Here is a 24,774-nt window from a genome sequence, read left to right as displayed (position 1 = left end):
GGGTTACTTCACTATGCGTCCCGGGTTCATGATGTTTGCCGGGTCCAGCGTCCTTTTCAGTTTGCGCATAAGGTCAAGGGCAAGCGGTGACTTGTAGCGGGTCAGTTCCTCTACCTTGAGGCGACCGATACCATGCTCGGCGCTGATGCTGCCGCCCAGTTCCTGTACGATGTCATGAACGATCTTGTTGATTTCTTCCCAGCGAGCCAGATAGGCGGCCTTGTCGGCGCCTTCAGGCTGGGTCAGGTTGAAATGGATATTGCCGTCACCGATATGGCCAAAGGGGACGGGCCGGATGCCAGGGATCGCCTTTTGTACGGCGGTGCAGGCCCTGTCGAGAAACTGGGGAATTTTTGAAACAGGCACAGCTATATCATGCTTGATGCTGCCGCCCTCGAATTTCTGTACTTCCGACAGGTTCTCCCGCAGTGACCACAGGCTGTCGCGCTGCTGCTCGTTGCTGGCGATGACCCCGTCAGGGACAAGCTCCTGTTCCATGGCGGTTTCCAGGATCTGCTGGAACAGGCTTTCCATATCCAGATGATTTCGGTCGAGCGATGAGGAGCATTCCATCAGGATGTACCAGTCGTATGCAGCTTTCATCGGGTCCGTGGCGTCCATATGTTTTATCAGGAAATCAAGGCCGATGCGGGGAATGATTTCGAAGGCGGTGACCAGATCGCCGCTCATTTTCCGGGCCAGGGTCAGAAGCTCAATGGCGGCCTGCGGAGAAGGAATGGCCAGAAGCGCCGTCTGCCGGTTAAGCGGCCGGGGATAAAGCTTCAGGGTGGCGGCGGTGATGATGCCGAGTGTGCCTTCCGCCCCAATGAAAAGCTGTTTCAGATCATAGCCCGTATTGTCCTTGCGCAATCCGGTCAGGCCGTCCCAGATTTGCCCGTCCGGCAAAACCACTTCCAGGCCAAGGACCAGATCGCGGGTGTTGCCGTATTTCAGCACACCCACGCCGCCCGCATTGCTGGAAATATTGCCGCCGATCTGGCAGCTGCCTTCCGAGGCGAGGCTGAGCGGGAAATAGAGGTCCATTTCCTCGGCTATGGCCTGAAGTTCATTGAGGATCACCCCGGCTTCGACGGTAATGGTCTGATTCAGCGGGTCCCTGAGGCGCACCTTGTTCAACCGTTTCAGGCTTATGAGGACTTCATTGCCGCTTTCATCGGGAATGCCGCCGCCTACAAGGCCGGTATTGCCACCCTGGGGCACCAGGGGCAGCCCGTTGTCATGGCAGTAGCGAACAAGTTGGGCCACTTTGTCGGTACTATCCGGGAGAAGCAGGAGGGGTGTTCTGCCCTTATAGAGATCACGCCATTCTACCAGGTGGGGCGCCAGGACCTCAGGATCATCCGACCAGCCCCGGGGGCCGGCAATCTCCTTTAACTTTTCCAGATGCTTTTCGAGAGGTCCGGTCATTTTTCGTCACTTTCGGGTCTGGGGGCTGCCGCGCGCTGCAGCCGGTCGTTGATGGCAAGACCCAGCCCCTGCCGGGGGATCGGCATGACGGCGATCGTTGCCACACCGGTGTCATCCAGTTCCCTGAGCAGGGAAAAAAGATTGGCGGCAGCTTCAGTCAGGCTGCCGTCCGGGCTCAGGTTGCGCATGACAACGCCGTCGTCAGGCACCGCCCGTCCGAAGGCCAGCAGTGCCTCGCCGGGTTCCGCATGGGCGGCATTGAGCCTCAGGCGGGCATTGGGGGCATAGTGACTCCTGAGCTGTCCGGGGGCCACCGGATTGTCCGCATTCTCCACATGCCGTACTGCCAGCCCGGAAACCAGTTCAATTTCCCGTGGCGTGATCGTGCCGGGCCTGAGCAACAGAACTTCCTGCCCGGAAACCTGGACAATGGTGGATTCCAGTCCCTCTTCGCAGGGCCCGCCATCCAGGATCAGGGGGACTTCCTCGCTGGTGAATTCCCGGGCGACATGTTCGGCTGTGGTCGGGCTGATACGTCCCGACTTATTGGCGCTGGGCGCAGCAATGGGGCCCTCGAAGACGGCCAGCAGCACCTGCGCCACGGGATGACGGGGAACGCGGATGGCAACCGTTTCCAGCCCGGCCGAGACTAGCGGGCTCAGGCGGCAGTTTTCCTTCCTGGGCAGGACAAGCGTAAAGGGCCCCGGCCAGAATTTTTCCGCCAGCCGGCGCGAGGTCTCGTCAAAATTCACATAGTTGTCCGCTGTTTCCAGGTCGGGCACATGAACAATCAACGGATTGAATTGCGGTCGTTCCTTGGTGGCGAAAATGGCAGCTACGGCCTGTCCGTTACAGGCGTCAGCACCGAGTCCATAGACCGTTTCAGTGGGAAAAGAGACCAGTTTGCCCTGGCGCAGATATTTCGCGGCGAGGGTATAATTCACGGAACTGGCGTTGAAAATATTCCTGTATTCCATTTCTGTTCGGACGTCCGGCCTGATGATCACTTAAAACACTTGTTTCAAATGAACGAGTCATGTAAATTGCTTTTCAAACGATTGTTTGAATATTGCCTCAATAAAAATAACAATACCACTGCACAGGGTTCTTATCACGAACAGGATAACAGTGCCATAGGCGTCAAACAACAATCAGACATCATCGAGGAGAATTAGCGTTGGCAGAGTATGTTGCCCCGATCAGGGAAATTCGTTTTGTTCTGGATCATATCGTTGATATGGCGGAGCTTGTCCAGCTGGAGCCTTTTCAGGAGGTGAGTGAAGATATTGTCCAGGCGGTGCTGGAGGAAAGCGGCAGATTCGCCTCTGAAAAACTTTCTCCTCTCTATGCGGTCGGTGACAAACAGGGCAGCGTTCTGGAGGGTGACGGGGTAAGGACGCCGGACGGTTTCAAGGAAGCCTATCAGGCCTTTGTCGAGAACGGCTGGAATGGTATCTGCGGTTCATTGGAGTTTGGCGGGCAGGGCATGCCGCAGGTTCTGGGCACAGCGGTTCAGGAAATGATGGGAACTGCCAATGCAGCATTCTCTCTCTGTCCGATTCTGGGGCAGGGAGCCATGGAGGCCATCGAGGCCCACGGTACGGGTGAGCAGCAGAAAATCTATTTGGAAAAGCTTGTGTCTGGCGAATGGACCGGCACCATGAACCTGACCGAACCACAGGCCGGTTCCGATGTGGGGGCTTTGCGCACAAAGGCTGAGGAAATGCCGGACGGCACCTACAGAATTTCGGGCCAGAAGATCTTTATCAGTTGGGGCGAGCACGACATGGCGGAAAATATCATCCATCTCGTGTTGGCGCGCCTGCCCGGTGCGCCGGAAGGGACCAAGGGGATAAGCTTGTTTATTGTCCCAAAATATCTGATCAACGAAGATGGTACTCTGGGTGAAAGAAACGACCTTAGGGCAGTTTCGCTGGAACATAAAATGGGCATCCACGCCAGCCCGACCTGTGTCATGTCCTACGGGGACAACGGCAATTGTGTGGGATATCTGATTGGCGGAGAGAACCAGGGCATGAAGTCCATGTTCACCATGATGAATAATGCCCGGCTCAATGTGGGTATTCTCGGCCTGTGTGCCTCGGAACGGGGCTGGCAGATGGCGCTGGACTATGCAAAGGAACGTCGTCAGGGCCGGGCCATCGGCGCCACAGGAGAGGGCAAAAGCCCAATCATTGAGCATGCTGATGTACGCCGCATGTTGATGACTATCAAGTCTACCAACGAGGCCGTGCGGGCGATCATTTATCTCAACGCCCTGGCCATTGATCTTGGGCGTCATCATCAGGATGAGGAGACACGCCGTAAATACCGGGGTCTTGCCGACCTGCTGACCCCGGTCAGCAAGGCTTATGGCACCGATATCGGTGTGGAAAATGCCTCCCTTGCCGTGCAGGTTTTCGGCGGCATGGGATATATCGAGGAAACCGGCGTTGCCCAGGTCCTTCGTGATGCCCGCATTCACCCCATTTATGAAGGCACCAACGGTATTCAGGCGATGGACCTGGTTGGCCGCAAGCTGGCCATGGACGGCGGTGAACACTGGCGCTCCCTGCTGGGCGTGATCAGTGACTTCATTGCGGCCATACCGGAGATTGGCGAACTTGCCCGGTTCCGGGAGAATTTGTCACGTTTGACGACAGACTGTCTGGAGGCGGCGGAATGGCTGTTCACACGGCAAAGTCAGAACATGCGTGATGTAGCGGCCGGTTCCGTACCATTCCTCAGGCTGGTCAGCATGGTAACCGGTGGTTATCTGATGGCGAAGGCCGCTGTGGCCGCCCAGGCCATGCTGGAAAGCGGGAAAGGTAACGGGGAAGAGGATTTTCTCAGGGCCAAGATTGCCACAGCCCGCTTTTACGGTGAACAGATGTTGCCGACAGCGTTCGGGCTCGGGGATATGATTACAGCCGGAGATAGCCTTTTTTATGCTATAGAGGAAGACCATATGGCGCTATAATCGCATTCAGGGGATATACAGACAATACAACAGAAACGACGATATAACGGGAGTAGAGCAGTGGGAGATTTGCAGGGAAAGACGCTTTTTATTACCGGCGGAAGCCGCGGGATCGGTTTGGCGATCGCCAGGCGGGCTGCCGCCGACGGGGCCAATGTAACCATTGCCGCCAAATCCACGGAGCCACATCCCAAACTGGAAGGGACCATCTATACGGCCGCCGAGGAAATAGAGAAGGCAGGCGGCAAGGCGCTGCCTCTGGCGGTGGATATCCGGGATGAGGAACTGGTCCATGACGCTGTGGCGAAAACGGTCGAGACCTTTGGCGGTATCGATATTCTGATCAATAACGCCAGCGCCATTTCACTCACCCCCACGCTGCAGACGGACATGAAGCGCTATGACCTGATGCACCAGATTAATACCCGCGGAACCTTTATGGTGTCCAAGGCCTGTATTCCCCATCTGAAAAAGGCGGAAAATCCCCAGGTACTCAACCTGTCACCGCCGCTGAATATGGAGGCCAAATGGTTTTCGGGGCATGTGGCCTATACCATGGCAAAATTCGGTATGAGCATGTGTGTGCTGGGTATGGCCGAGGAATTCAAAAGGGACGGCATTGCCTTTAATGCCCTGTGGCCGCGGACGGCCATTGCCACGGCCGCTGTTAAAAACCTGCTGGGCGGGGATGCGGCCGTTCGGGGCAGCCGCAAGCCGGAAATCATGGCTGATGCGGCACATATTGTCCTGACCCGCAACAGCAGGGACTTTACAGGAAATTTCTATGTGGATGACGAGGTGCTGGCATCAGAGGGTATTACTGATCTGACCCCCTATGCGATTGATCCGGCGGCGACATTGTTGCCGGACTTTTTTGTCGATCCGGTAAGTGAGTAGGGGGCAGGTGAACAGTATGTCTGAACAACTCTGGTTGAAAAGCTATCCGCCCCATGCGGACTGGCGTAAAGAAATCGAGGGCGCTCCTCTGTACAAGGTGATTGATGACTCCGTTGCGTCTTTCAGCGACGGGGTGGCTCTAGAGTTTCTTGGCCGGGAAATCACATACGGGGAACTGGGGGAAATGATTGATCGTATGGCTGCCGGTTTGCAGTCACTCGGCGTCACCAAGGGGGTTCATGTGGGTATCTTCATGCCCAATTGCCCGCAGTTTGTGATCACCTATTTTGCGATCCTCAAGGCCGGGGGCACGGTGGTCAATTACAGCCCGCTCTATTCGGTGCCGGAACTGACCCAGCAGGTGGAGGATTCAGAAACCGATATCATGGTGACCCTTGATCTGGCTGCTCTCTATCCGCAGATCCGCAAGGTTACTGAACAGAGCCGGTTGAAAAAACTTGTGGTGAGCCGGTTCGACTGGGCCCTTCCTTTCCCGAAGAACCTTTTGTTCAAACTGTTTAAAAGGAGCACGATATCCCGTGTGGCCCGCGATGGTTATCATGTGGATTTTGCCGATCTTGTGAACTGTCGCACGCCACGTGTGCCGGTGGAAATCAATCCGGATGAAGATGTAGCAGTGCTGCAGTATACCGGCGGGACAACAGGTGTGCCAAAAGGGGCCATGCTGACCCATTCCAATATCCTCAAAAATGTGGAGCAGATGGTGGAATGGACCCATAACCTGGAATATGGCAAGGAGGTCCTTCCCGGGTTTTTGCCGTTTTTCCATGTCTTTGCCATGACTGTAGTGATGGTCCTGAGCCTCAGGGTCGGGGCCCGGATACCGATCCTGCCCAAGTTCGAGCTTGAGGAAGCGATAAAACTAATGCGCCGGGAGCGGCCGACCATGTTTGCCGGCGTGCCCACCATGTATACCGCCATACTCAATTACAACGGGGGCAGGGATATCGGTCTCGACCGGGTGAAAAACACCATGAGCGGCGGGGCGCCCCTGCCTATGGATCTGGCCAAGGCATTCAAGGAAAAAATGGGTGTGACGGTAACTGAAGGATATGGCCTGACCGAGGCTTCGCCGGTGGTCTGTTCCAACCGCTATGATCAGGACAGTGTGATCGGTTCCATCGGCCTGCCGCTGCCGGGGACCGAAATTGTCATTGTCGACCGCGAGGATTCGTCCAGAATCATGCCGGTGGGAGAGCCCGGGGAGATCTGCGTGCGCGGGCCCCAGGTGATGAAGGGCTACTGGAACCGTCCGGAAGCAACCGCTGAGGTGCTTCTCAATGGTGATCTGCTCAGGACCGGCGATGTGGGCTATATGGCGGAAGACGGCTATACCTATATCATTGACCGGGACAAGGATCTGATCCTGGTGGGTGGATTTAATGTCTTCCCCCGCGTGGTGGAGGAAGCCATCATGGAACACCCTGCGGTCAAGGAAGTGACGGTGATCGGTATTCCTGACGATTATCGTGGCGAAACGCCGAAGGCTTTTGTAACATTGGTGCATCCGGATGAAAATCTGACGCAGGAGAAGCTGCTGGCGTTCCTTAAGGAGCGTCTCGGCAAACATGAAATGCCTTCAGCCATCGAATTCCGGGACGAATTGCCCAAGACAATGATCGGCAAATTGTCCAAGAAGGAGCTTGTGGCGGAGGAAAAAGCCAAATATGAGGCCCGCAAGCAACAGCGGGCGGGATAATATACCCGCCGGCTCTGCGAAGGGCCAGACGGGAAAGTACTTTATGTCGACGGGGTTATTTTTTCATATTGATTTTCTGGACCATGAAATGCCGGCCGGGCATCCGGAGTGTGTGGATCGCCTGAACGTCATCCTTGCGGCTCTGGAAGCGGACAGATTTTCCTCCCTTAAAAGATTTGATGCTCCGCTGGCGGAGCGTGACAAGCTTGAGCTTGTACACACCAAAGCCTATGTGGATCATATCTTTGCCAGCGACCCCGAAGAGGGCCGGGCCATGCTTGACCCGGATACAAGCATGTCTCCTGGAAGCCTGACGGCAGCGCTGAGGGCCGTGGGCGGTGCTTGCGACGCGGTGGACAGGGTGATGGCCGGTGAAATCGAGAATGCTTTTTGCGCCATCCGTCCTCCCGGGCATCATGCGGAACCCAATCAGGCAATGGGTTTTTGCCTGTTTAATTCGGTGGCTATTGCTGCCATTTATGCCCATAGAAGTCATTTCCAGCATCGGGTGGCGGTGATTGATTTTGACGTTCATCACGGCAACGGTACCCAGACCGTGACGCAGCGGACAAAGGGAATGCTTTATGCCTCTTCCCACCAGTCGCCACTCTATCCGGGTACCGGGCATATGCAGGATGACGGGCTCGGGGTGATTGTCAATGCGCCCCTGGCGGCCGGCAGCGGATCGGAGGCATTCCGGCGGGCCTATGAGGAAAGAATTTTTCCGGCACTGCATGATTTCAAGCCTGACTTTATGTTCATTTCAGCGGGATTTGACGGTCACGTGATGGACCCTCTGGCGGATATGAAACTGGTAGAAGATGACTTTTACTGGGTCACCCGGGAACTGAAGGGAATTGCCCGGGAATATTGTCAGGGGCGGCTTGTATCCTGTCTTGAAGGGGGGTATAACCTGTCCGTTCTGGGAGAATCCGCTGCGGCCCATGTCTCTGCCCTGATGGATCAGTGAGACAGCTTGCGCGGAACAGAAGTCTGACAACAGGAGTTAAACTTGGCGGACAACACTGAAAAAATGGAATTGCCCGAAGACATCAGGGCCATGAGTTTTGAAGATGCGCTCTCGGCGCTGGAAGAGATCGTGCAGAATCTGGAAAGTGGCGATGTCTCCCTGGAGAATTCAATAGAGATCTATACCCGCGGCACCCTGCTTCGCCGGCATTGCGAGGCAAAGCTGAAGGATGCGGGCGAACGTATTGAGAAAATAACCCGTCAGCAGAACGGTGTACTCGGGGCGGAACCTCTGGACGTTGAGTAGTCCGGCAACATTTCTGGAATAGAGAAAGAGGTTTTCCGATGAACAGTACAGACACAGCCCTTGCCCGTAACGCACTGGCCGAAACGGCGGAATTACTGGAAAAATATTTGCTGAAAGTCCTGCCCAAGGCCGATGGCCTTGAGGAGCAGGTGGTTGAGGCCATGCAATATGCGTTGATGGCCGGGGGCAAACGCCTGCGTCCTTTTCTTGTTATGAGCGGGGCCAAGCTGTTCAGCGTGTCCGAGCAATCCGCGCTGCAGGTGGCTGCGGCGGTGGAATGCGCTCATACCTACTCCTTGATTCATGACGATCTGCCCTGCATGGACGACGACGACATGCGCCGGGGGCAGCCATCGGTACATAAAAAATTTGATGAAGCGACGGCAGTTTTGGCCGGCGATGCATTGCTGACGCTGGCTTTTGCAATTCTGGCGGATGAGAAGACACATGCGGATCCCCGGGTCCGGGTGGACTTGATTTCGGCTTTTGCCCGCGCGCTTGGCACCCATGGTATGGTCGGGGGACAGATGTTTGACCTGGCGGCGGAAAACCGCGAACTGGATCAGTCCGCCATAACCCGGATGCAGAATATGAAAACCGGCGCCCTGATCGTGTTTTCCTGCGAGGCCGGGGCCATCCTTGGCAAGGCGGATGATCGGCGGCGCAATGCGCTCAGGGGGTATGCCCATGATCTGGGGCTGGCTTTTCAGATTGTGGACGATCTTCTGGACAGGGAAGGCGACTCGGAAGAACTGGGTAAAACAGCCGGAAAAGACGAAGAAGCCGGAAAGGCGACCCTGGTTTCGCTCCTGGGCGTGGAAAGGGCGCGGACACAGGCTGAAATGTTGATCCGGCAGGCGATTGAGCATCTTGAAATTTTTGCCGAGAAGGCCGATGTTTTGCGCTCCATGGCGCAATTTGTTATACATCGCGCCAGTTAGGGGTTAAAGATAGATAGATCCGTGAGGACACGGACGTGGGAAGAGTAGGGTATTTTGTCTAGCAAACCGGTTACTGAACTTCTGGATCAGATCAACGATCCAGCCGACTTGAAAAAACTTGCGCCTGAGCAATTGAAGCAATTGGCCGATGAGGTCCGGGCGGACATGATCGATTCCGTCTCACGTACGGGTGGTCATCTGGGCGCCGGGCTCGGTGTGGTTGAGCTGACCGTGGCCCTGCATTATGTTTTTAACACCCCCGATGACAAACTGATCTGGGATGTGGGACATCAGTGTTATCCCCATAAAATCCTGACCGGCCGGCGTGATCGCATGGACACGATCCGCAAGGGCGGAGGACTTGCAGGTTTTACCAAGCGCAAGGAAAGCAAATATGATCCCTTCGGGGCAGGACACAGTTCTACCTCTATCTCGGCCGGGCTCGGCATGGCCATGGCCCGGGATCTGCGCGGCAGCCATGAAAATGTGATCGCAGTCATTGGCGACGGCGCCATGAGCGCCGGTATGGCCTATGAAGCCATGAATAACGCCGGTGCGCTGCATTCCAAACTGATCGTGATCCTGAACGACAATGACATGTCCATTGCCCCGCCGACCGGGGCCATGAGCGCCTATCTGGCCCGACTGTTGTCTTCCCGGTCTTTCCTGGGTCTCCGGGATATTGCCAAGCAGATCATGCGCAAATTTCCCAAGCCAATCACTAATACCGCTCGCAAGGCAGAGGAATATGCAAGGGGCATGGCCACCGGCGGAACCCTGTTCGAGGAGTTGGGATTCTACTATGTGGGACCCATCGACGGACACAATCTGGAGCATCTGTTGCCGGTACTGGAAAATGTCCGGGATGCGGATAATGGTCCCTTCCTGATTCATGTGGTGACCCAGAAGGGCAAAGGCTACGGGCCGGCGGAAGAGTCCGCCGACAAATATCACGGTGTGTCCAAATTCAACGTGGTCACCGGGGCCCAGGCCAAAGGCACACCGAAAGCTCCGAGCTACACCAGCGTGTTTGCCAAGGCCTTGATCGCGGAAGCCAAAAAGGATGACAAGATTGTTGCCATCAATGCGGCCATGCCGTCCGGGACAGGACTGGATAAATTTGCCGCTGAATTCCCTGATCGCTGCTTCGATGTGGGCATTGCCGAACAGCATGCCGTAACCTTTGCCGCCGGGCTTGCGGCCGAGGGCTACAAACCCTTCTGTACTATATATTCCACCTTCCTTCAGCGGGCCTACGATCAGGTAGTCCACGATGTGGCAGTGCAGAACCTGCCGGTGCGTTTCGCCATTGACCGGGCCGGTCTGGTGGGCGCAGACGGTCCGACACACGCCGGAAGTTTCGATGTGACCTATCTTGCGTCTTTGCCCAACATGGTGGTGATGGCTGCGGCGGACGAGGCGGAGCTTGTGCATATGATTGCCACCTCGGCGTCTCTGGATGCCTGTCCGTCTGCCGTGCGTTATCCGCGCGGTGAAGGTGTGGGCGTGGAACTGCCAAAAGAAGGCCGGGTGCTGGAGATCGGCAAGGGCCGCGTCATTCGAGAAGGCAAGCAGGTGGCGATCCTGTCCCTGGGCACGCGTCTCGAGGAAGCCAAAAAGGCCGCTGACGAACTGGCGGCCAAAGGCCTCAGCACCACGGTGGCAGACGCCCGTTTCGCCAAGCCGCTGGACTATGACATGATCCGCGACCTGGCGCTGAACCATGAGGTTCTGGTTACCATCGAGGAAGGCGCCATCGGCGGTTTCGGCAGTCATGTCCTGGACTGGCTCAGCAATGAAGGGCTGATGGAAAGCGGTCTCAAGGTGCGGACCATGAAGCTGCCGGATATCTTCCAGGACCAGGATGCCCCGGAAAAAATGTATGAAGAAGCCCACCTGCTTGCGCCTGATATTGTGGCTATGGTCCTGAAGGCCCTGCGCCGCAACGATACCGGAGAGGCAGCCAGCCTGGAAAATGCCAAAGAAGCGCGTTGATCAGCTGCTTGTGGACCGGGGGCTGGCGGAAAGCCGGTCCCGCGCCCAGGCCTATGTCATGGCCGGCAATGTCTACAGCGGTGAAGAAAAAATCTCCAAACCCGGACAGCAGATTGCCGAGGATAAACCGCTCGAAGTACGCGGTAAGGAACACCCCTGGGTCAGCCGCGGCGGTCTGAAACTGGTCAAGGGGCTGGAAGAGTTCAACATTTCCCCGGAAGGAAAAACCGTTGTTGATGTGGGGGCGTCCACCGGCGGCTTTACCGATGTCTGTCTGGCGAATGGCGCGGAAAAGGTTTATGCCGTGGATGTGGGGCACGGCCAGCTCGCCTGGAAGCTCAGGAATGACGACCGGGTGGTGGTGCTCGAGAAAACCAACGCCCGGTATTTGACCCGGGAACAAATCCCTGATCCCGTTGAATTGATTGTCTGTGATGCGAGCTTCATCGGGCTCGAGACGGTTCTGCCTGCCGCCTTGAAGCTGGCGGTGCCGGGGGGCCATCTCATTGCCCTGATCAAACCCCAGTTCGAGGTTGGCAAGGGCCGGGTCGGCAAGGGCGGCGTGGTGCGCGAACCGGAACTGCATAAAGAAGTCTGTGACAAAATCGAGAACTGGCTGAAAGAACTTCCCGGCTGGACGGTGCTCGGCATCACCGAAAGCCCGATCAAGGGCCCGGAAGGCAATATCGAGTTCCTGATTGCCGCCCGCTATGACGGGGAGAGTTCATGAAGGTGGATATTCATACACTGGGCGCCAGGGGCGACGGCATCGCCGGTCCGGCGGGAGCGGAAGTCTATATCCCCTTTTCCGTGCCGGGCGATGAGCTGGAGGTGAAACTCAAGGGCAAACAGGCCCGGATCAGCGAAATACTTGAGCCCTCGGAACACCGCCAGAAGCCCGCCTGCGGCCATTTTACCCGTTGCGGTGGTTGTGCACTTCAGCATGTGAAATCTGGTTTTTATGCCGACTGGAAGCGCGCGCAGGTGATTAACGCCCTGTCGCACAGAGGTTTTGGGGATGTAGATGTTCTCCCGCCGGTCACCAGTCCGCCGGGCAGTCGCCGGCGTACTCGCCTCAATGCCATCGGTCGCGGCAAGGGGCAGGCGGTGCTGGGCTTTTCAGAACGGGGCAGTCATAACCTGATTGACCTGAAGGAATGCCCGGTGCTTAAAGAGGAAATTGTCGCCCTGTTGCCCGCCCTGAGGGACTTTCTGGGGCAGGTGATGGATTTGCGCCAGAAAATGGCCGTGGAGATCACGGCGGCCGAAAACGGTCTCGATATCCTGCTGGAAAGCAAGGGCGATCCCTCGCTCGACCTGCGTATGGATGTGGCCGCCTTTGCCGACAGTCACGATATTGCCCGTATGAGCTGGAAGGACATGTCCCTGAAAAAGCCCTCGGCAGAAATGCTGACAGAGCGTAAGCAGCCCTGGGTGACTTTTGGGGGCCGGAAAATATTCATCCCGCCGGGTACTTTCCTGCAGGCCACCAAAGAAGGGGAGACGGCACTGACCTCCCGCATGCTGCCCCACCTGAAGGAAGGCGGCAAACTGGTCGATATTTTTGCAGGTGTCGGCACCTTTTCCGTTCCGGCGCTGGAAAAAATGGCGGTGCATGCCCTGGAAGGCAATGGGGAAATGGTCGATGCCCTGCAGAAATCCATTCATATTTCCCCGCCAACGCGGCCCTTTTCCGCCGAGGTCCGGGACCTGTTCATTCGGCCGTTTCTCGTCCATGAGCTCGAAGGCTATGATGTGGCGGTGATTGATCCGCCCCGGGCCGGCGCAAGGGAACAGATGGTGGAGCTTGCATCCTCAACCGTGCCCACGATCGTCATGGTCAGTTGCAATCCGGCGACCTTCGCCCGCGATGCCCGCACCCTGGTGGACGGGGGCTATAGTATGGGGCCGGTGACACCGGTAGACCAGTTCCTCTGGTCCAGTCATCTTGAAGTAGTGTCCGTTTTCACCCGTTGACCGCTTTTTTCCGACAGCTGGCCGCATTTGTTCACAAATTGGGCGGAATATTCTTGATTACATCCTAATTTAGCCATATATCGCTGTTATGTTCTAACATAATTAGCAGAGACGGGCCGTTCAGAAGCGGTTCACGTTGACCGGAATATATTTCCGGGTAGCAAGGCAGAAAATACCGGAGCGCATGGTTAAGGCTTCCTTAAAAATACAATATTAACAGTATGTTAGTATTCAATCCCGGTTTTCTGCCACTTTCTGACAGAGGGGTAGTTTGGCATGGTTGTTGCGTAACAAACAGGCAGAACCCTTGTGATGAGAGTATTTGAAATGAAACTTGATAATGTGGCTTATAAACTGGCTGACGAAAGCCTGACTTCCGGAAATGTGACTGTTGAGCTTTCCGGGGCGCAGGAAGTTATCGACCGCAGCTCCCGCCCCCGGGAGGCTGCGCCGGAAAGCCGTGACAGCCGTATGCCACAGGATGTGGTCTCTGTTTCGCCTGTCTGGCAGGATGTGGCGAGCCGCATTGATCCCCGCAACGCAAGCCCCCTTGAAATTATCGAGTTAAGCCGCACCCTTTATGGGGCCGGTGTGATTACTTTTGAGGATCACGTTACCTTAAGCTTCCAGCCGGAAGTGAATGCCGACGAAGGCGGTAGCACCGCCAGCAGCGAGAAAAAGGATTTCATCGCCCTGTGGGAAGGCAAGCAGGATGAAGCCCTGCGCCAGGGCGCCAGCCGTGCGGAACTGGAAGACCTGCACCGCATCCAGGCGGTTCTGGGCTATATCGACAGTATCCGGTAAGTTTCCGTCATACCCATATCCCCATTCGTCACCCCCGCGCAGGCGGGGGTCCAGTCCATATAAAAGAATCCTGTGTCAACCATTGTCTGGATTCCCGCCTGCGCGGGAATGACGTTTGCACCTTTTACCGTCACCACGGCGAAAGCCGGGGTCCATTGAGACGTCCGGGAGATATGTCAAGCCGAGCTATGGACTCCTGCCTTCGCAGGAGTGACGGTGAACTGATTTACCCGCATTGCGCCCGGTGGCGCATCAGGTGATCGGCCAGCACGCAGGCCATCATGGCTTCTCCCACCGGCACGGCGCGGATGCCGACGCAGGGGTCGTGACGGCCCTTGGTGACAATTTCCGTTTCCTCACCGTGGATATCCACCGTCTTGCGCGGGGTCAGGATGGAACTGGTCGGTTTGACGGAAAAACGCACGATAATTTCGTCACCGTTGGAAATACCGCCGAGGATGCCGCCCGCGTGATTGCTGCTGAAGCCGGGGTTGCCGTCTTCGTCCATATACATTTCATCGGCGTTTAGTTCCCCGGTGAGCCGGGCCGCGTTCATGCCTTCGCCGATTTCCACGCCCTTGGCCGCATTGATGGTCATCATGGCGGCAGCGAGATCACTGTCCAGCTTGCCATACACCGGGGCGCCGAGCCCGGCGGGAACACCCATGGCGCGGACTTCGATCACCGCACCGATGGAGCTTCCGTTCTTGCGGATGCCGTCCAGATATTTTTCCCAGACCGGCACCATCTCCGCATCGGGGCACCAGAAGGGGTTTTGATCGACCTGGTCCCAGTCCCAGTTGTCCCGGTTCACTTTATGCTCGCCGATCTGCACGAGGGCGCCTTTGATTTGAATGCCGATGCCCAGCACCTTGCGGGCGAGGGCGCCTGCGGCAACACGGCTCGCCGTTTCCCGGGCAGATGACCGCCCGCCGCCACGGTAATCGCGGATGCCGTATTTTTCCATATAGGTATAATCGGCGTGACCGGGACGGAATTTATCCTTGATGTCGCCATAGTCTTTCGACCGCTGGTCGGTATTTTCAATCATCAGACAGATGGGGGTGCCTGTGGTCAGGCCCTCGAACACGCCGGACAGGATTTTGACCTCGTCAGGTTCCTTGCGCTGGGTGGTAAAGCGGTTCTGGCCTGGTTTGCGCTTGTCCAGATACTTCTGGATTTCCTCTTCGGTGATGGACAGGCGCGGTGGTATGCCGTCCACGACACAGCCGATGGCCGGACCGTGGCTTTCTCCCCAGGTGGTTACCCGGAACATATGGCCGAATGTATTGTCTGACATATCGGTTCCTTAAGGTAAGGGTCAGTCCTTGTCGAGGGTCAGGGCAGGCGCGTCTTCCCGTTTCATACCCATGACGTGATAACCGCTGTCCACATGCAGGTTTTCCCCGGTCACACCGCTGGACAGGTCGCTGAGCAGGTAAAGGCCGGAGTTGCCCACTTCCTCGATGGTCACGTTGCGGCCCATGGGGCTGTTATATTCGTTCCATTTGAGGATAAAGCGGAAATCGCCGATTCCGGAAGCGGCCAGCGTCTTGATCGGTCCGGCGGAAATGCTGTTGACCCGGATATTTTTCGGGCCCAGGTCGCGGGCCATATAGCGCACGCTGGCTTCCAGGGCGGCCTTGGCCACACCCATAACGTTATAATGGGGCAGGACTTTTTCCGCACCGTAATAGCTGAGGGTTACCATGCTGCCGCCATCGTTCATCATTTTTTCAGCCCGTTGGGCAACGGCGGTGAAGCTGTAGCAGGAAATATCCAGACTGCGGGTAAAGTTTTCCCGGCTGGTGTCCACATAGCGGCCGGTCAGCTCTTCCTTGTCGGAATAGGCGATGGCATGGACAAGGAAATCCAGCTTGCCCCATTTTTTCTCGAGTGTTTTGAAAACCTCGTCAATGGAAGCCTCATCTGTCACGTCACAGGGCAGGATGATATCTGAACCCACACTTTCCGCCAGCGGGCGGACGCGTTTTTCCAAGGCTTCGCCCTGATAGGTGAAGGCGAGCTCGGCCCCCTGTTCATGCGCCTTGCTGGCAATGCCCCAGGCGATGGACCGGTTATTGGCCACGCCCATGATCAGCCCTTTTTTTCCAGACAGAAGACCTTTATATTCAGTCATGATACATCCTCAATATATTACTGACTTGTGCCATCCTACACATCGGGCAGGGTTTTGCAATCAGCTTTGCGGCTGCCGTTTTTTCAGCTATCCGCGTCGCTGTCCTCTTCAATTTTTTTAACCTGGCGTTGGTAGAGTGTGGAATTGATCTCTGCACCAAGAATGAAGGCGGCGCTGATGAAAAAGAAAAACATCAGGGCGATAATAGCCCCGGCAAGGCTGCCGTAGGTCACGTCATACTTGGTAAAATGTTTCAGGTAAAGGGAAAAAGAACTGCCGATCCCCATCCATAACATCAGGGCGACGAGGGCGCCGGGCGCTATGGGAGCGGGAATTTTCAGAAACCGGGGCCGCAGGACAAAATAACTGAGGCACAGCGCTGCGAAAATGAGGCCGAAGCTTAAGGAAAAGCGCACCACGTTCCAGACAAGTTTCCAGTCGGTTTCCACCGGGATATAGCTGATCAGGATATTCCAGGCCACGGGGCCGAGCACCAGAACGGACATGCCGACAATAATGCTGCTGGCGGACAGGATAACCAGGATCAGCCCCTCGGCGCGGCGGCGCAGATAGGGGCGGCGCGATACCCGGTCGTAGGCCCGGACGACGGCCAGGCGGGCGGCATCGATGGCCGAGGAACAGACCCAGACGGCGCCGACAATGCTGAAGGTCATGATCCCGCCGCTGGAATGGCTGACCATTTTCTCGATCGGGTTTTTCAGAACCTTGACCACATCCTCGGGCATATGTTCATACATCAGCTCAAGTGCGCTTGTTCCGGCATCACTCTGGCCGAACATGCCGGCCAGGGATACCAGAAAGATAATGAAGGGAAACAGGGCCAGAAGGGTGAGGAAGGCAAGATAACCCGCCATCACCATACCATCGTGCCGGTTGAACTTGACGACGGCTTCCACCAGAAAGCTAATGCGGTCATAGGCCGGTTTTAACGGCATAAATATAGTTTTTATTTTTTCCAACATGTCCCGGCCGAAAGATCAATGTCCTTAATGGACTACTTCAGTTTTCCCCTGACATCATAATCCTTGCCTTTGGACCATTTTTCAATGGCTTTTTCCAAAGCTTCATCGGGTTTTTCGGGCAGGGTAATCATCAGCCGCACATATTGATCCCCAACTGTACCGCTCTTGGGATCTTTTGCTCCCTTGCCTTTAAGGCGCAGTTTTTTGCCGGAGCTCGAGCCTTTGGGAATGGGCAGGGAGACATTGCCGTCGATGGTCGGTACGGTCACTTTTCCGCCCAGGACCGCCTCCTGCAGGGTAATGGGCAGGTCCAGGTGAATGTTATTCCCTTCCTGGGTGAAATAGGGATGAGAGTTGATATGGATCTCCACAAGGGCGTCACCGGCCGATCCGCCGCCGACCCCTGCGTCTCCCTGGCCTTTAAGACGAATCTGCTGGCCGTCCCGGACATTTTCAGGGATCGAGACATTGAGGGTCTTGCCGCTGGAAAGAGTGATCCGTTGCTTGCTGCCCTTTACTGCATCCAGAAAGTCAATGTTGACCTGGTAAACTCTGTCAGCACCCCGTTGGACACGGGTACGGGCGCCGGGTCCGCCCCGGCCGAAGAAGCTGGCGAAAATCTCTTCCGGATCAAAACTGTCTCCGAAGGGGCTGTATCCGCCGCCCCGGCCGGCGCCCGCGCCGGCAAACCCTTTTTCCGATCCATCGGCATTAATTTCGCCACGGTCGTATCGTGCCCGCATCTCCTTGTTGCTGAGCAGGGCATAGGCGGCAGAGACTTCCTTGAATTTTTCCGCAATCTTTTCGTTGCCGGCATTGGCATCCGGATGCAACTCCTTGGCAAGCTTGCGGTAGGCCTTTTTGATATCGGCCTCGCTGGCACCTTTCGACAGGCCCAGAATTGTATAGGGATCTCTCATTTTTAATTAATGTCCTCGTTAAAATCCAACTATGACATTAATTTAGTGATCAGTTGGTGATTTTCCAAGTCCCATCTGGCTGACGACAGGCAGTACCGTATGCTGTTTCGGTCTTGCCGCCGACGGTGATGGTCTGTTGATACTCCCGGCAATACTGTTCCGGCTTCGGCTGATAGGCCGGTTGCGGGGTGAAGGAACCATGGTTGCCGTTGTCTGGATTGTGCCAGGAAACTGCCTCACCTGAAGGGCCGCTTTCCAGGGCGTACTGGGCGGATTTTTGCATTTTCAGCCGGTCCGCTTCGTCAAGGCTTTTGCCGATGGAGCTGCCGACTACGGCGCCGGCCATGGCGCCCACGGCAATGGCGAAGGCCTTGCCGCCGCCGCTTCCGCCGACGGAGTGGCCCAGAAGACCGCCTACAACGGCCCCGATCGCCGTGCCGCTTTGCTGTTTGCTTTCACATCCGGCCGTGGAAAGAACGAGTCCGGCGGCGAGGAGGGTGGTCATTATGCCTTTGCTCAGTTGCATGCTAAACCTCTTATACTTCAATTAATTACGCGTCACGGCGTTGTCAAAAACCTGTCACTGCATTATATAGATGCAGTGATCTGAATGTAACATGAATATAACAAGCAGTTTGACAAATTTAAGGCGATAAGACAATGCAGGATCCATTTGAAAAGTTTGCCGAATGGTATTGCCGGGCCGGTGAAAGCGAGGATCTTGCCGATGCGGTTGCGCTGGCAACCGCCGACAGCCGCGGATATCCTTCGGTTCGTATGGTGCTTCTGAAAGGGCACGGGCCTGACGGATTTGTGTTCTATACCAATATGGAAAGCCGCAAGGGGCGGGAAATTATCGACAATCCACGTGCCGCTCTCTGTTTTCATTGGAAGTCTCTCACCCGGCAGGTCAGGATAGAGGGCCCTCTGGAACAGGTCAGTGACGAGGAAGCCGACGCTTATTTCGACAGCCGGGCCCGGGACAGTCGCATCGGCGCCTGGGCCTCAAAACAGAGCCGGCCCATGGAAGGGCGTTTTGAATTCGAAGCCGCCATCGCCAAATATGCCGCCAAATATGCCGTTGGGCATATTCCCCGGCCGCCCTACTGGACCGGTTTCCGGCTTCGCCCGGAAGCCATTGAATTCTGGGAAGAACGCAAGTTCCGCCTGCATGACCGGTCCAAGTACCGCCGGGAAGGGACGGGGGACTGGACGTTGGAAAAACTGTATCCTTAAGGATGAGCATGGCTGAAGCAGGAGAGATTAGAAAAAATCATTCCGGACTGATGGTTCGGGCTGCCGCGGCTTCCCTGCTTGTGGCGATAGTGCTTATCCTGATCAAGGGCTGGGCCTGGTACCTGAGTGGGTCTGTGGCCTTGCTGGGGTCCCTGATCGATAGTTTCATGGATATGCTGGCGTCTGCCATGAATTTTGTCGCTGTGCGCTTTGCCGTCATTCCTGCCGATGATGAACATAGATTTGGTCATGGCAAGGCAGAAGCGATTGCCGGGCTCATGCAGGCCATGGTGATTACCATTTCGGCGATCCTTCTTCTGGTCGAGGCGGTGAAGCATTTGATAACGCCGCAACCCATTCAGCAGACTGACATTGGTATGGTGGTTATTGTTATTTCCATCATTCTGACGCTGGCGCTTGTGAGTTACCAGAAATATGTGGTCCGCAAAACAAACTCTGTGGCCATTTCTGCAGACAGCTTGCATTACGCAGGGGACCTTTTGCTCAACCTGGCGGTGCTTTTTGCCCTGGTCCTTGGCGGTTATCTGGGGTGGTATATGGCAGACCCGTTGTTCGGTATGGGGATCGGGCTCTATCTGCTTTATAATGTTTATCTGATTGCCCGAAGCAGCATCGATATGCTGATGGACCGGGAAATGGAGGATGCGGAGCGTGAGCAGATCATTGAAATCGTTCGTTCCCATCCGGAAGTTATTAATCTTCACGACATGAAAACCCGCCGTTCCGGCCTGGACAGTTTTATCCAGTTCCATATCGAACTGGACAGCGACATTTCCCTGCGCCGGGCGCACCGGATTTCCCATGAAGTGGAGGATAAGCTGCAAAAAGCCTTTCCTGATGCGGAATTGATTATCCATATGGACCCGGAGGAAGTGGTTTCGAAAGAAAATGTGCAGTTTGAAGTTCCAGAATAGATGAATACCGGAGTAAAAAATGATTACTGTCTATGGCATCAAAAACTGTGATACCATTAAAAAGGCCCTCAAGTGGCTGGACGAAAAGGGTGTGAATTACTGTTTCCACGATTACCGCAAGGACGGCATCGAGGAAGGCTGGCTCCGGGATCGGGTTAAGGAACTGGGCTGGGAAGTTTTGCTCAACCGGCGCGGCACCACATGGCGCAAACTGCCGGACGACATAAAAAATTCAGTTGACGGGGAACAGGCCGTCCGGCTTATGATAGAGCAGCCCGCCATGATAAAAAGACCCCTGTTTGTCCTGGGAACAGAAAGTCGGGTGGGGTTTTCCAAAAAAGACCAGGAAGAATTAGAGGCACTGCTGTCCGCCTGAAGCGGCCGGCAAACAGCGACAGGGACTGCTGATGAGCATTATTGCCAATGAACGCCGAACCATTGTGCTGACCGGGGCAAGCCGGGGGATCGGTCATGCCACCGTTAAGCGTTTTTCCAGCGCAGGCTGGCGGGTTATTACCTTGTCCCGCCACGGGTTCCCGGAAAACTGTCCCTGGGATGCCGGGCCGGAAGATCACGTGCAGATTGACCTTGGTGATCCAGACAATCGTGCCGAAGGGGTGGACGAAATTAAGAAACGGCTCGGTGGCGGGCCGCTACATGCCTTGGTGAATAATGCCGGTATTTCTCCCAAACAGGAAGACGGAGGCCGTCTTAATACCCTGAATACGCCGGAAGAGGACTGGAGGCAGGTATTCGAGGTGAATTTCTTTGCCCCGGTGGTGCTGGCTCGTGGTCTTCTCGATGAACTGAAGACAGGACAGGGCGCCATCGTCAATGTGACTTCCATTGCCGGCAGTCGCGTCCATCCCTTTGCCGGATCGGCCTACGGGACGTCAAAAGCCGCCCTTGCGGCGCTGACCCGGGAAATGGCGGCGGATTTCGGACCCCACGGGGTGCGGGTCAATGCCATCGCCCCGGGGGAGATCGATACCTCGATCCTGTCGCCGGGCACTCAGGAGATGGTCAAGGATATTCCCCTGCGTCGTCTTGGCAAGCCGGAGGAAGTGGCAAAGACGATCTATTATCTCTGCACGGATGCGTCCACCTATGTCACCGGCGCGGAAATCCATATCAACGGCGGCCAGCACGTCTAGCGCCCTATGATCGCCAGGGTCAGCTATTATTCTGTTTGACCATATAGGCGCAGCGGCGGGCGCCCTGGAGGATATGTTCAGTACGTTCCACCGAGATATCCTTCCCCATCACGTTGCGGAAGACATCCAGTTCCCGGGCGCAGATGCCGCTGCATTCCCGGGCCGCCTCGCAGACGGGACAATGGTTTTCCACCAGAAGATATTCACCCTTTTCTTTGCCGGGCAGGATATTGGCCATGTATCCCTCCCGGGAGCGCAGTGCGGCAAGCTTTTCAAGCCGGTCGGAAAGGCCTGAACTGGTGGCAAGCTTCTTCTGGTAGAGCGCGGTCTGTTCATCTGCGCGAACGTCAAGCAGCTTTTCCATGCCTTCTTCCCCGAAGGTATCCCTTATGGAATGGATGAGGCCTACGGCAAATTCCGAGTGGCTGTCCGGGAAGAGCTCGTTAGATTTTTCAGTAAGTTGCCAGATTTTCCCGGGACGTCCTTTGGGGCGGGGACAACAGACCGTTTCGACAATGCCGTCTGCCTCAAGTTCATAAAGATGCTGGCGCACGGCCATCGCGGTAACGCCAAGCTTCTCAGCCAGGGGCGGAGCTTCCTGAGGGCCTTCTTCCTTTAGCAGGGAAAGAATTTTTTCTTTACTTTTCAATGATTTCTTACTCATATTTTATTTTATAAAGAAAAAACTTTACAAAGTAAAGGAAAAGATATAGCTATTAATTAAAGAAAAAACTTTATTAAAGGAAAAGCTATGTATATGACTGCAACAAATGCCTCTGCCCCCGCCGGATGGCTGGAGGAAATTCTGAAAAAAATCACCGGTTTTTTTCCGAAAAGAAATCCCCGGGATGTTGGGCCCTGGGATCAGAAATAATCTGAACACTGTTTGAAAAGGACCAAAGGATGACAGGAGGAGGCTGGATTGAAGCGGGACATACCGCTGAGATGGAAAAAGCCAGGAGATTGGTTTTCAGGCATGAGGGAAAACAAATTTTGATCCTGAAGCGGGGTGAACGGTATTTTGCCGTCAATAACCGCTGCCCCCATCAGGGGTATCCGCTTTCAGAGGGTACTCTTTCAGAGGATTGCACACTGACCTGTAACTGGCATAACTGGAAATTTGACCTTGATAGTGGCGATACGGTTGTTGGCGGTGACAAGTTACGATCCTATCCGGTGAAACTTGCGGCAGGGAGTATCTTCGTGAACTTGGCTGAACCTGACCGCGGTAAGTCACAGGCTGAAGCCCTTGATAACCTTCATGCCTGTTTTCATCGTTATGAATATGATCGCATGGGCCGGGAACTGGCACGCTTCAAGGCTGCCGGCGGAAATTATGCCCAGGCAGTGGGGGAAATGATCCGTCGTTGCTACGTCAATTTTGAGTATGGCATGACCCATGCCTTTGCGGCGGCGGCAGACTGGCTTACGCTCACTGAAAGATATGAAGCAGAAGGCCGGGACGATGCGGCACTGGTAACAGTGCTGGAAGCCGTCAGCCATTTCGCCTGGGACAGCCAGCGATATGGCGAGTTTGCTTACACTGATAAAATCATCTCTTTTGATGAGCAGGATTTTCTCGAGGCGGTTGAGGTGGAGGATGAAGAAGTAGCCATTGCCTTGATTAACGGTGCCTTGGAGCAGGGATCTACCTATGCCGAACTCAGGCCGGTTTTGGCCCGGGCGGCGCTTGCCCATTATAATGATTTTGGTCACAGCGTCATTTATGTGGTTAAAGCAGGTCAGCTTCTGGAACAGGTCGGTGGAAATTGTCGTGAAGCTGTGCTGAAATCCTTGGTCCGCAGCCTTGTTTATGCGAGGCGGGAAGACCTTGTTCCTGAATTCCGCGCTTATGCCGGGAACCTCGAGAACTGGAGAAATACCGGAGACCAAAGGGTCGATATGGATAGCCTTTGGGGCAAACCAGTGAACAAAATACTTGCCGCCGTATCCTCTTCTGATCTGCCGGAGGTGGAGCTATTTAAGCGATTGTTCGAGATACTTGTCCGTAATATGCTGCATTTTGACACGGCACTGGCGGCCCGGACGGACAATAAAATCACCGACAATGTGGACTGGCTGGATTTCACTCACGGGATCACTTTTTCCAATGCCGTACGGCAACTCTGCGAGGAAACGCCGGACCTCTGGCCGCAGGGACTTTTGCAGATGGCCTGTTTTGCCGGGCGGAATGTATCTTATCTCGACCAGAATCTGGACATTGAGCCCTGGAAAGTTTTTGATGGCGAGATATTTCTAGAAGACACTCACAACTTCCTGCTCAACCATGGTGTGCCAGAACCAATTGTTTCCTGTCATATTCTGAAAACTCTGATGGCCCTTGAGGCGGAAATGGGAGCCTTCCCGGGCGCAGCATGGCGTGAGGAGGGGCTGGGCGCATTCAACAGGTTCCTCGCCATTCCGGTGCGGCGCCGCCACAGCTTGCGGGCGGCACGCCAGTCGCTGGCGTTTACCGCGAGGGAATAAAGAGGATCAGGCCCGGTGGGCTGCCGGAAGAGGCGGGTATTTCTGGGCCAGAAGGCAACCGCCAAGCAAGAGAAGGCATCCCATCAATACCGGTATGCCCAGGACTTCATTAAACAAAAGAATGCCAGCGGCCGAGGCGAAGACAGCTTCGAGGTTTAGAATGACGGCAGCCTGGGCTGGCGGGGCGTCTGCCTGGCCGACCACTTGCAGGGTAAAACCAATGCCGACTGATAAAACACCACTCAGCAGGATCCAGGTCCAGCCATCGGCAGTTGCCGGCAGCATTTGCTCCCCCACAGCCAGCGCCGTTGCCAGACTGAACAGGGCGCAAACCAGGAACTGAATTACAGCGATCAGGATCTGGTCGTGGCGGCTGGTCAGATGATCTATGGCCAGCACATGCACTGCCCAGCACAAAGCACCGGCAAATACCATGATATCTCCGTAATTAAGCGAGGCGCCCCGATACATACCGGTAATCAGATATAGCCCGGCGCAGGCGATCAGGACGGCGAACCAGAGACCTCTGGCATATCTGTGTCCCAGAAAAATACCCAGCACCGGCACCAGCACCATATAAAGGCTTGTGATAAAACCTGTATTGGTGACGGTGGTGTGTATGATGCCGATCTGCTGGAAAGCGGCGCCCGCATACATGACAATGCCGGCAATGGCCGATCCCCAGAACAGGTGGCGGGAGGCGCCCCGGTTCCTGCTTCGGCGTTTTTCACGCATCAGATAGACAAGCGGAAGCAGCACCAAACCGCCGATCAGAAAACGCAGGCCGTTGAAAAGGAACGGCCCCATGTGATCCATGGCCAGTTTCTGGAAGGCAAAACTAATGCCCCATATCAAAGCGGCGAGGGTAAGGGTAAGGTTGGCCTGCGAACGTGTCATTGAA

Annotated in this window: 24 protein-coding genes; 15 read left to right on the top strand and 9 right to left on the bottom strand. The window is 55.6% G+C overall.

Annotated features, from left to right (window positions below; genetic code table 11):
* Positions 1–3 precede the first annotated feature (3 nt).
* A complete protein-coding gene (locus tag ACN0YD_RS09990; RefSeq protein WP_417319349.1) occupies positions 4–1,428 on the bottom strand; it encodes an FAD-binding oxidoreductase in 1,425 nt (474 codons plus the stop codon).
* Positions 1,425–2,405, bottom strand: a complete 981-nt coding sequence (locus ACN0YD_RS09985; RefSeq protein WP_417319347.1) for an L-threonylcarbamoyladenylate synthase — start codon at positions 2,403–2,405, stop codon at positions 1,425–1,427. Before ACN0YD_RS09985 ends, ACN0YD_RS09990 begins: the two co-directional genes overlap by 4 nt.
* A gap of 200 nt (positions 2,406–2,605) precedes the next feature.
* On the opposite strand from ACN0YD_RS09985, the gene ACN0YD_RS09980 reads away from it, so the two are divergent.
* From ACN0YD_RS09980 to ACN0YD_RS09935, 10 genes are all read left to right on the top strand, one after another.
* A complete protein-coding gene (locus ACN0YD_RS09980; RefSeq protein WP_417319345.1) occupies positions 2,606–4,408 on the top strand; it encodes an acyl-CoA dehydrogenase C-terminal domain-containing protein in 1,803 nt (600 codons plus the stop codon).
* Between the two features lie 60 nt (positions 4,409–4,468).
* Entirely contained in the window at positions 4,469–5,305 is an 837-nt protein-coding gene (locus ACN0YD_RS09975) for an SDR family oxidoreductase (protein WP_417319343.1), read from the top strand.
* A 16-nt stretch (positions 5,306–5,321) separates the two neighbouring features.
* Positions 5,322–7,025, top strand: a complete 1,704-nt coding sequence (locus tag ACN0YD_RS09970; protein WP_417319341.1) for a long-chain-fatty-acid--CoA ligase — start codon at positions 5,322–5,324, stop codon at positions 7,023–7,025.
* Between the two features lie 43 nt (positions 7,026–7,068).
* Positions 7,069–7,995 carry a histone deacetylase family protein gene (locus ACN0YD_RS09965; RefSeq protein WP_417319339.1) on the top strand — a complete coding sequence of 309 codons (927 nt, stop codon included), beginning with the start codon at positions 7,069–7,071 and terminating at the stop codon, positions 7,993–7,995.
* Between the two features lie 42 nt (positions 7,996–8,037).
* Positions 8,038–8,301, top strand: a complete 264-nt coding sequence (locus ACN0YD_RS09960) for an exodeoxyribonuclease VII small subunit (RefSeq protein WP_417319337.1) — start codon at positions 8,038–8,040, stop codon at positions 8,299–8,301.
* A 38-nt stretch (positions 8,302–8,339) separates the two neighbouring features.
* Positions 8,340–9,242 (top strand): polyprenyl synthetase family protein, encoded by a 903-nt coding sequence (locus ACN0YD_RS09955; protein WP_417319335.1) that lies wholly within the window; start codon positions 8,340–8,342, stop codon positions 9,240–9,242.
* A 54-nt stretch (positions 9,243–9,296) separates the two neighbouring features.
* Positions 9,297–11,237: a 1-deoxy-D-xylulose-5-phosphate synthase gene (gene dxs / locus ACN0YD_RS09950; protein ID WP_417319333.1), complete on the top strand. Its 1,941-nt coding sequence runs from the start codon at positions 9,297–9,299 to the stop codon at positions 11,235–11,237.
* Positions 11,218–11,967: a TlyA family RNA methyltransferase gene (locus tag ACN0YD_RS09945; RefSeq protein WP_417319331.1), complete on the top strand. Its 750-nt coding sequence runs from the start codon at positions 11,218–11,220 to the stop codon at positions 11,965–11,967. Before dxs ends, ACN0YD_RS09945 begins: the two co-directional genes overlap by 20 nt.
* Positions 11,964–13,214 carry a class I SAM-dependent RNA methyltransferase gene (locus tag ACN0YD_RS09940; RefSeq protein ID WP_417319329.1) on the top strand — a complete coding sequence of 417 codons (1,251 nt, stop codon included), beginning with the start codon at positions 11,964–11,966 and terminating at the stop codon, positions 13,212–13,214. The genes ACN0YD_RS09945 and ACN0YD_RS09940 overlap by 4 nt, the downstream gene beginning before the upstream one ends.
* A gap of 327 nt (positions 13,215–13,541) precedes the next feature.
* A complete protein-coding gene (locus ACN0YD_RS09935) occupies positions 13,542–14,018 on the top strand; it encodes a hypothetical protein (protein ID WP_417319327.1) in 477 nt (158 codons plus the stop codon).
* 226 nt (positions 14,019–14,244) lie between these two features.
* On the opposite strand, the gene aroC is transcribed toward ACN0YD_RS09935, so the two are convergent.
* The 5 genes from aroC to ACN0YD_RS09910 form a co-directional block, all read right to left on the bottom strand.
* Complete coding sequence (aroC, locus tag ACN0YD_RS09930) at positions 14,245–15,318, bottom strand: chorismate synthase (RefSeq protein WP_417319325.1); 1,074 nt, start codon at positions 15,316–15,318, stop codon at positions 14,245–14,247.
* Between the two features lie 21 nt (positions 15,319–15,339).
* Positions 15,340–16,158: an enoyl-ACP reductase FabI gene (gene fabI, locus ACN0YD_RS09925; RefSeq protein ID WP_417319323.1), complete on the bottom strand. Its 819-nt coding sequence runs from the start codon at positions 16,156–16,158 to the stop codon at positions 15,340–15,342.
* Positions 16,159–16,241: 83 nt separating this feature from the next.
* The gene (locus ACN0YD_RS09920; protein ID WP_417319321.1) at positions 16,242–17,114 is read right to left on the bottom strand and encodes a YihY/virulence factor BrkB family protein; all 873 of its coding nucleotides are present in this window, start codon (positions 17,112–17,114) and stop codon (positions 16,242–16,244) included.
* Positions 17,115–17,173: 59 nt separating this feature from the next.
* Entirely contained in the window at positions 17,174–18,061 is an 888-nt protein-coding gene (locus ACN0YD_RS09915; protein WP_417319319.1) for a DnaJ C-terminal domain-containing protein, read from the bottom strand.
* A 49-nt stretch (positions 18,062–18,110) separates the two neighbouring features.
* A complete protein-coding gene (locus ACN0YD_RS09910) occupies positions 18,111–18,587 on the bottom strand; it encodes an RT0821/Lpp0805 family surface protein (RefSeq protein ID WP_417319317.1) in 477 nt (158 codons plus the stop codon).
* A gap of 134 nt (positions 18,588–18,721) precedes the next feature.
* Here ACN0YD_RS09910 and pdxH point away from each other — a divergent pair, with 134 nt between their 5' ends.
* The 4 genes from pdxH to ACN0YD_RS09890 are packed head-to-tail and all read left to right on the top strand — an operon-like array spanning position 18,722 to position 21,386.
* On the top strand, positions 18,722–19,297 hold the full coding sequence (pdxH, locus tag ACN0YD_RS09905; protein ID WP_417319315.1) for a pyridoxamine 5'-phosphate oxidase: 576 nt from the start codon (positions 18,722–18,724) through the stop codon (positions 19,295–19,297).
* An 8-nt stretch (positions 19,298–19,305) separates the two neighbouring features.
* Positions 19,306–20,232 (top strand): cation diffusion facilitator family transporter, encoded by a 927-nt coding sequence (locus ACN0YD_RS09900; RefSeq protein ID WP_417319313.1) that lies wholly within the window; start codon positions 19,306–19,308, stop codon positions 20,230–20,232.
* Between the two features lie 19 nt (positions 20,233–20,251).
* The gene (locus ACN0YD_RS09895) at positions 20,252–20,608 is read left to right on the top strand and encodes an ArsC family reductase (protein ID WP_417319311.1); all 357 of its coding nucleotides are present in this window, start codon (positions 20,252–20,254) and stop codon (positions 20,606–20,608) included.
* Positions 20,609–20,639: 31 nt separating this feature from the next.
* Positions 20,640–21,386, top strand: coding sequence for an SDR family NAD(P)-dependent oxidoreductase (locus ACN0YD_RS09890; protein ID WP_417319309.1), 747 nt, complete (start codon positions 20,640–20,642; stop codon positions 21,384–21,386).
* 19 nt (positions 21,387–21,405) lie between these two features.
* Here the strand turns inward: ACN0YD_RS09890 and ACN0YD_RS09885 are convergent, their stop codons facing one another.
* On the bottom strand, positions 21,406–22,050 hold the full coding sequence (locus tag ACN0YD_RS09885; RefSeq protein WP_417319307.1) for a helix-turn-helix transcriptional regulator: 645 nt from the start codon (positions 22,048–22,050) through the stop codon (positions 21,406–21,408).
* Positions 22,051–22,289: 239 nt separating this feature from the next.
* On the opposite strand from ACN0YD_RS09885, the gene ACN0YD_RS09880 reads away from it, so the two are divergent.
* Positions 22,290–23,873: a Rieske (2Fe-2S) protein gene (locus tag ACN0YD_RS09880; protein WP_417319306.1), complete on the top strand. Its 1,584-nt coding sequence runs from the start codon at positions 22,290–22,292 to the stop codon at positions 23,871–23,873.
* Between the two features lie 6 nt (positions 23,874–23,879).
* Here the strand turns inward: ACN0YD_RS09880 and ACN0YD_RS09875 are convergent, their stop codons facing one another.
* Positions 23,880–24,770, bottom strand: coding sequence for a DMT family transporter (locus ACN0YD_RS09875; RefSeq protein WP_417319304.1), 891 nt, complete (start codon positions 24,768–24,770; stop codon positions 23,880–23,882).
* Positions 24,771–24,774: the final 4 nt, after the last annotated feature.

This window comes from Emcibacter sp., assembly GCF_048269205.1.
Classification (GTDB): domain Bacteria; phylum Pseudomonadota; class Alphaproteobacteria; order Sphingomonadales; family Emcibacteraceae; genus Emcibacter.
This window is presented reverse-complemented; position numbering and strand designations above follow the sequence as displayed.

Coding starts and splice junctions, on each gene's coding strand:
- ACN0YD_RS09990 (WP_417319349.1), bottom strand. CDS start 1,428: ATGACCGGACCTCTCGAAAAGCATCTGGAAAAGTTAAAGGAGATTGCC.
- ACN0YD_RS09985 (WP_417319347.1), bottom strand. CDS start 2,405: ATGGAATACAGGAATATTTTCAACGCCAGTTCCGTGAATTATACCCTC.
- ACN0YD_RS09970 (WP_417319341.1), top strand. CDS start 5,322: ATGTCTGAACAACTCTGGTTGAAAAGCTATCCGCCCCATGCGGACTGG.
- ACN0YD_RS09965 (WP_417319339.1), top strand. CDS start 7,069: ATGTCGACGGGGTTATTTTTTCATATTGATTTTCTGGACCATGAAATG.
- ACN0YD_RS09955 (WP_417319335.1), top strand. CDS start 8,340: ATGAACAGTACAGACACAGCCCTTGCCCGTAACGCACTGGCCGAAACG.
- ACN0YD_RS09945 (WP_417319331.1), top strand. CDS start 11,218: ATGCCAAAGAAGCGCGTTGATCAGCTGCTTGTGGACCGGGGGCTGGCG.
- ACN0YD_RS09940 (WP_417319329.1), top strand. CDS start 11,964: ATGAAGGTGGATATTCATACACTGGGCGCCAGGGGCGACGGCATCGCC.
- ACN0YD_RS09935 (WP_417319327.1), top strand. CDS start 13,542: ATGAAACTTGATAATGTGGCTTATAAACTGGCTGACGAAAGCCTGACT.
- aroC (WP_417319325.1), bottom strand. CDS start 15,318: ATGTCAGACAATACATTCGGCCATATGTTCCGGGTAACCACCTGGGGA.
- fabI (WP_417319323.1), bottom strand. CDS start 16,158: ATGACTGAATATAAAGGTCTTCTGTCTGGAAAAAAAGGGCTGATCATG.
- ACN0YD_RS09920 (WP_417319321.1), bottom strand. CDS start 17,114: ATGCCGTTAAAACCGGCCTATGACCGCATTAGCTTTCTGGTGGAAGCC.
- ACN0YD_RS09915 (WP_417319319.1), bottom strand. CDS start 18,061: ATGAGAGATCCCTATACAATTCTGGGCCTGTCGAAAGGTGCCAGCGAG.
- ACN0YD_RS09910 (WP_417319317.1), bottom strand. CDS start 18,587: ATGCAACTGAGCAAAGGCATAATGACCACCCTCCTCGCCGCCGGACTC.
- pdxH (WP_417319315.1), top strand. CDS start 18,722: ATGCAGGATCCATTTGAAAAGTTTGCCGAATGGTATTGCCGGGCCGGT.
- ACN0YD_RS09900 (WP_417319313.1), top strand. CDS start 19,306: ATGGCTGAAGCAGGAGAGATTAGAAAAAATCATTCCGGACTGATGGTT.
- ACN0YD_RS09895 (WP_417319311.1), top strand. CDS start 20,252: ATGATTACTGTCTATGGCATCAAAAACTGTGATACCATTAAAAAGGCC.
- ACN0YD_RS09890 (WP_417319309.1), top strand. CDS start 20,640: ATGAGCATTATTGCCAATGAACGCCGAACCATTGTGCTGACCGGGGCA.
- ACN0YD_RS09885 (WP_417319307.1), bottom strand. CDS start 22,050: ATGAGTAAGAAATCATTGAAAAGTAAAGAAAAAATTCTTTCCCTGCTA.
- ACN0YD_RS09880 (WP_417319306.1), top strand. CDS start 22,290: ATGACAGGAGGAGGCTGGATTGAAGCGGGACATACCGCTGAGATGGAA.
- ACN0YD_RS09875 (WP_417319304.1), bottom strand. CDS start 24,770: ATGACACGTTCGCAGGCCAACCTTACCCTTACCCTCGCCGCTTTGATA.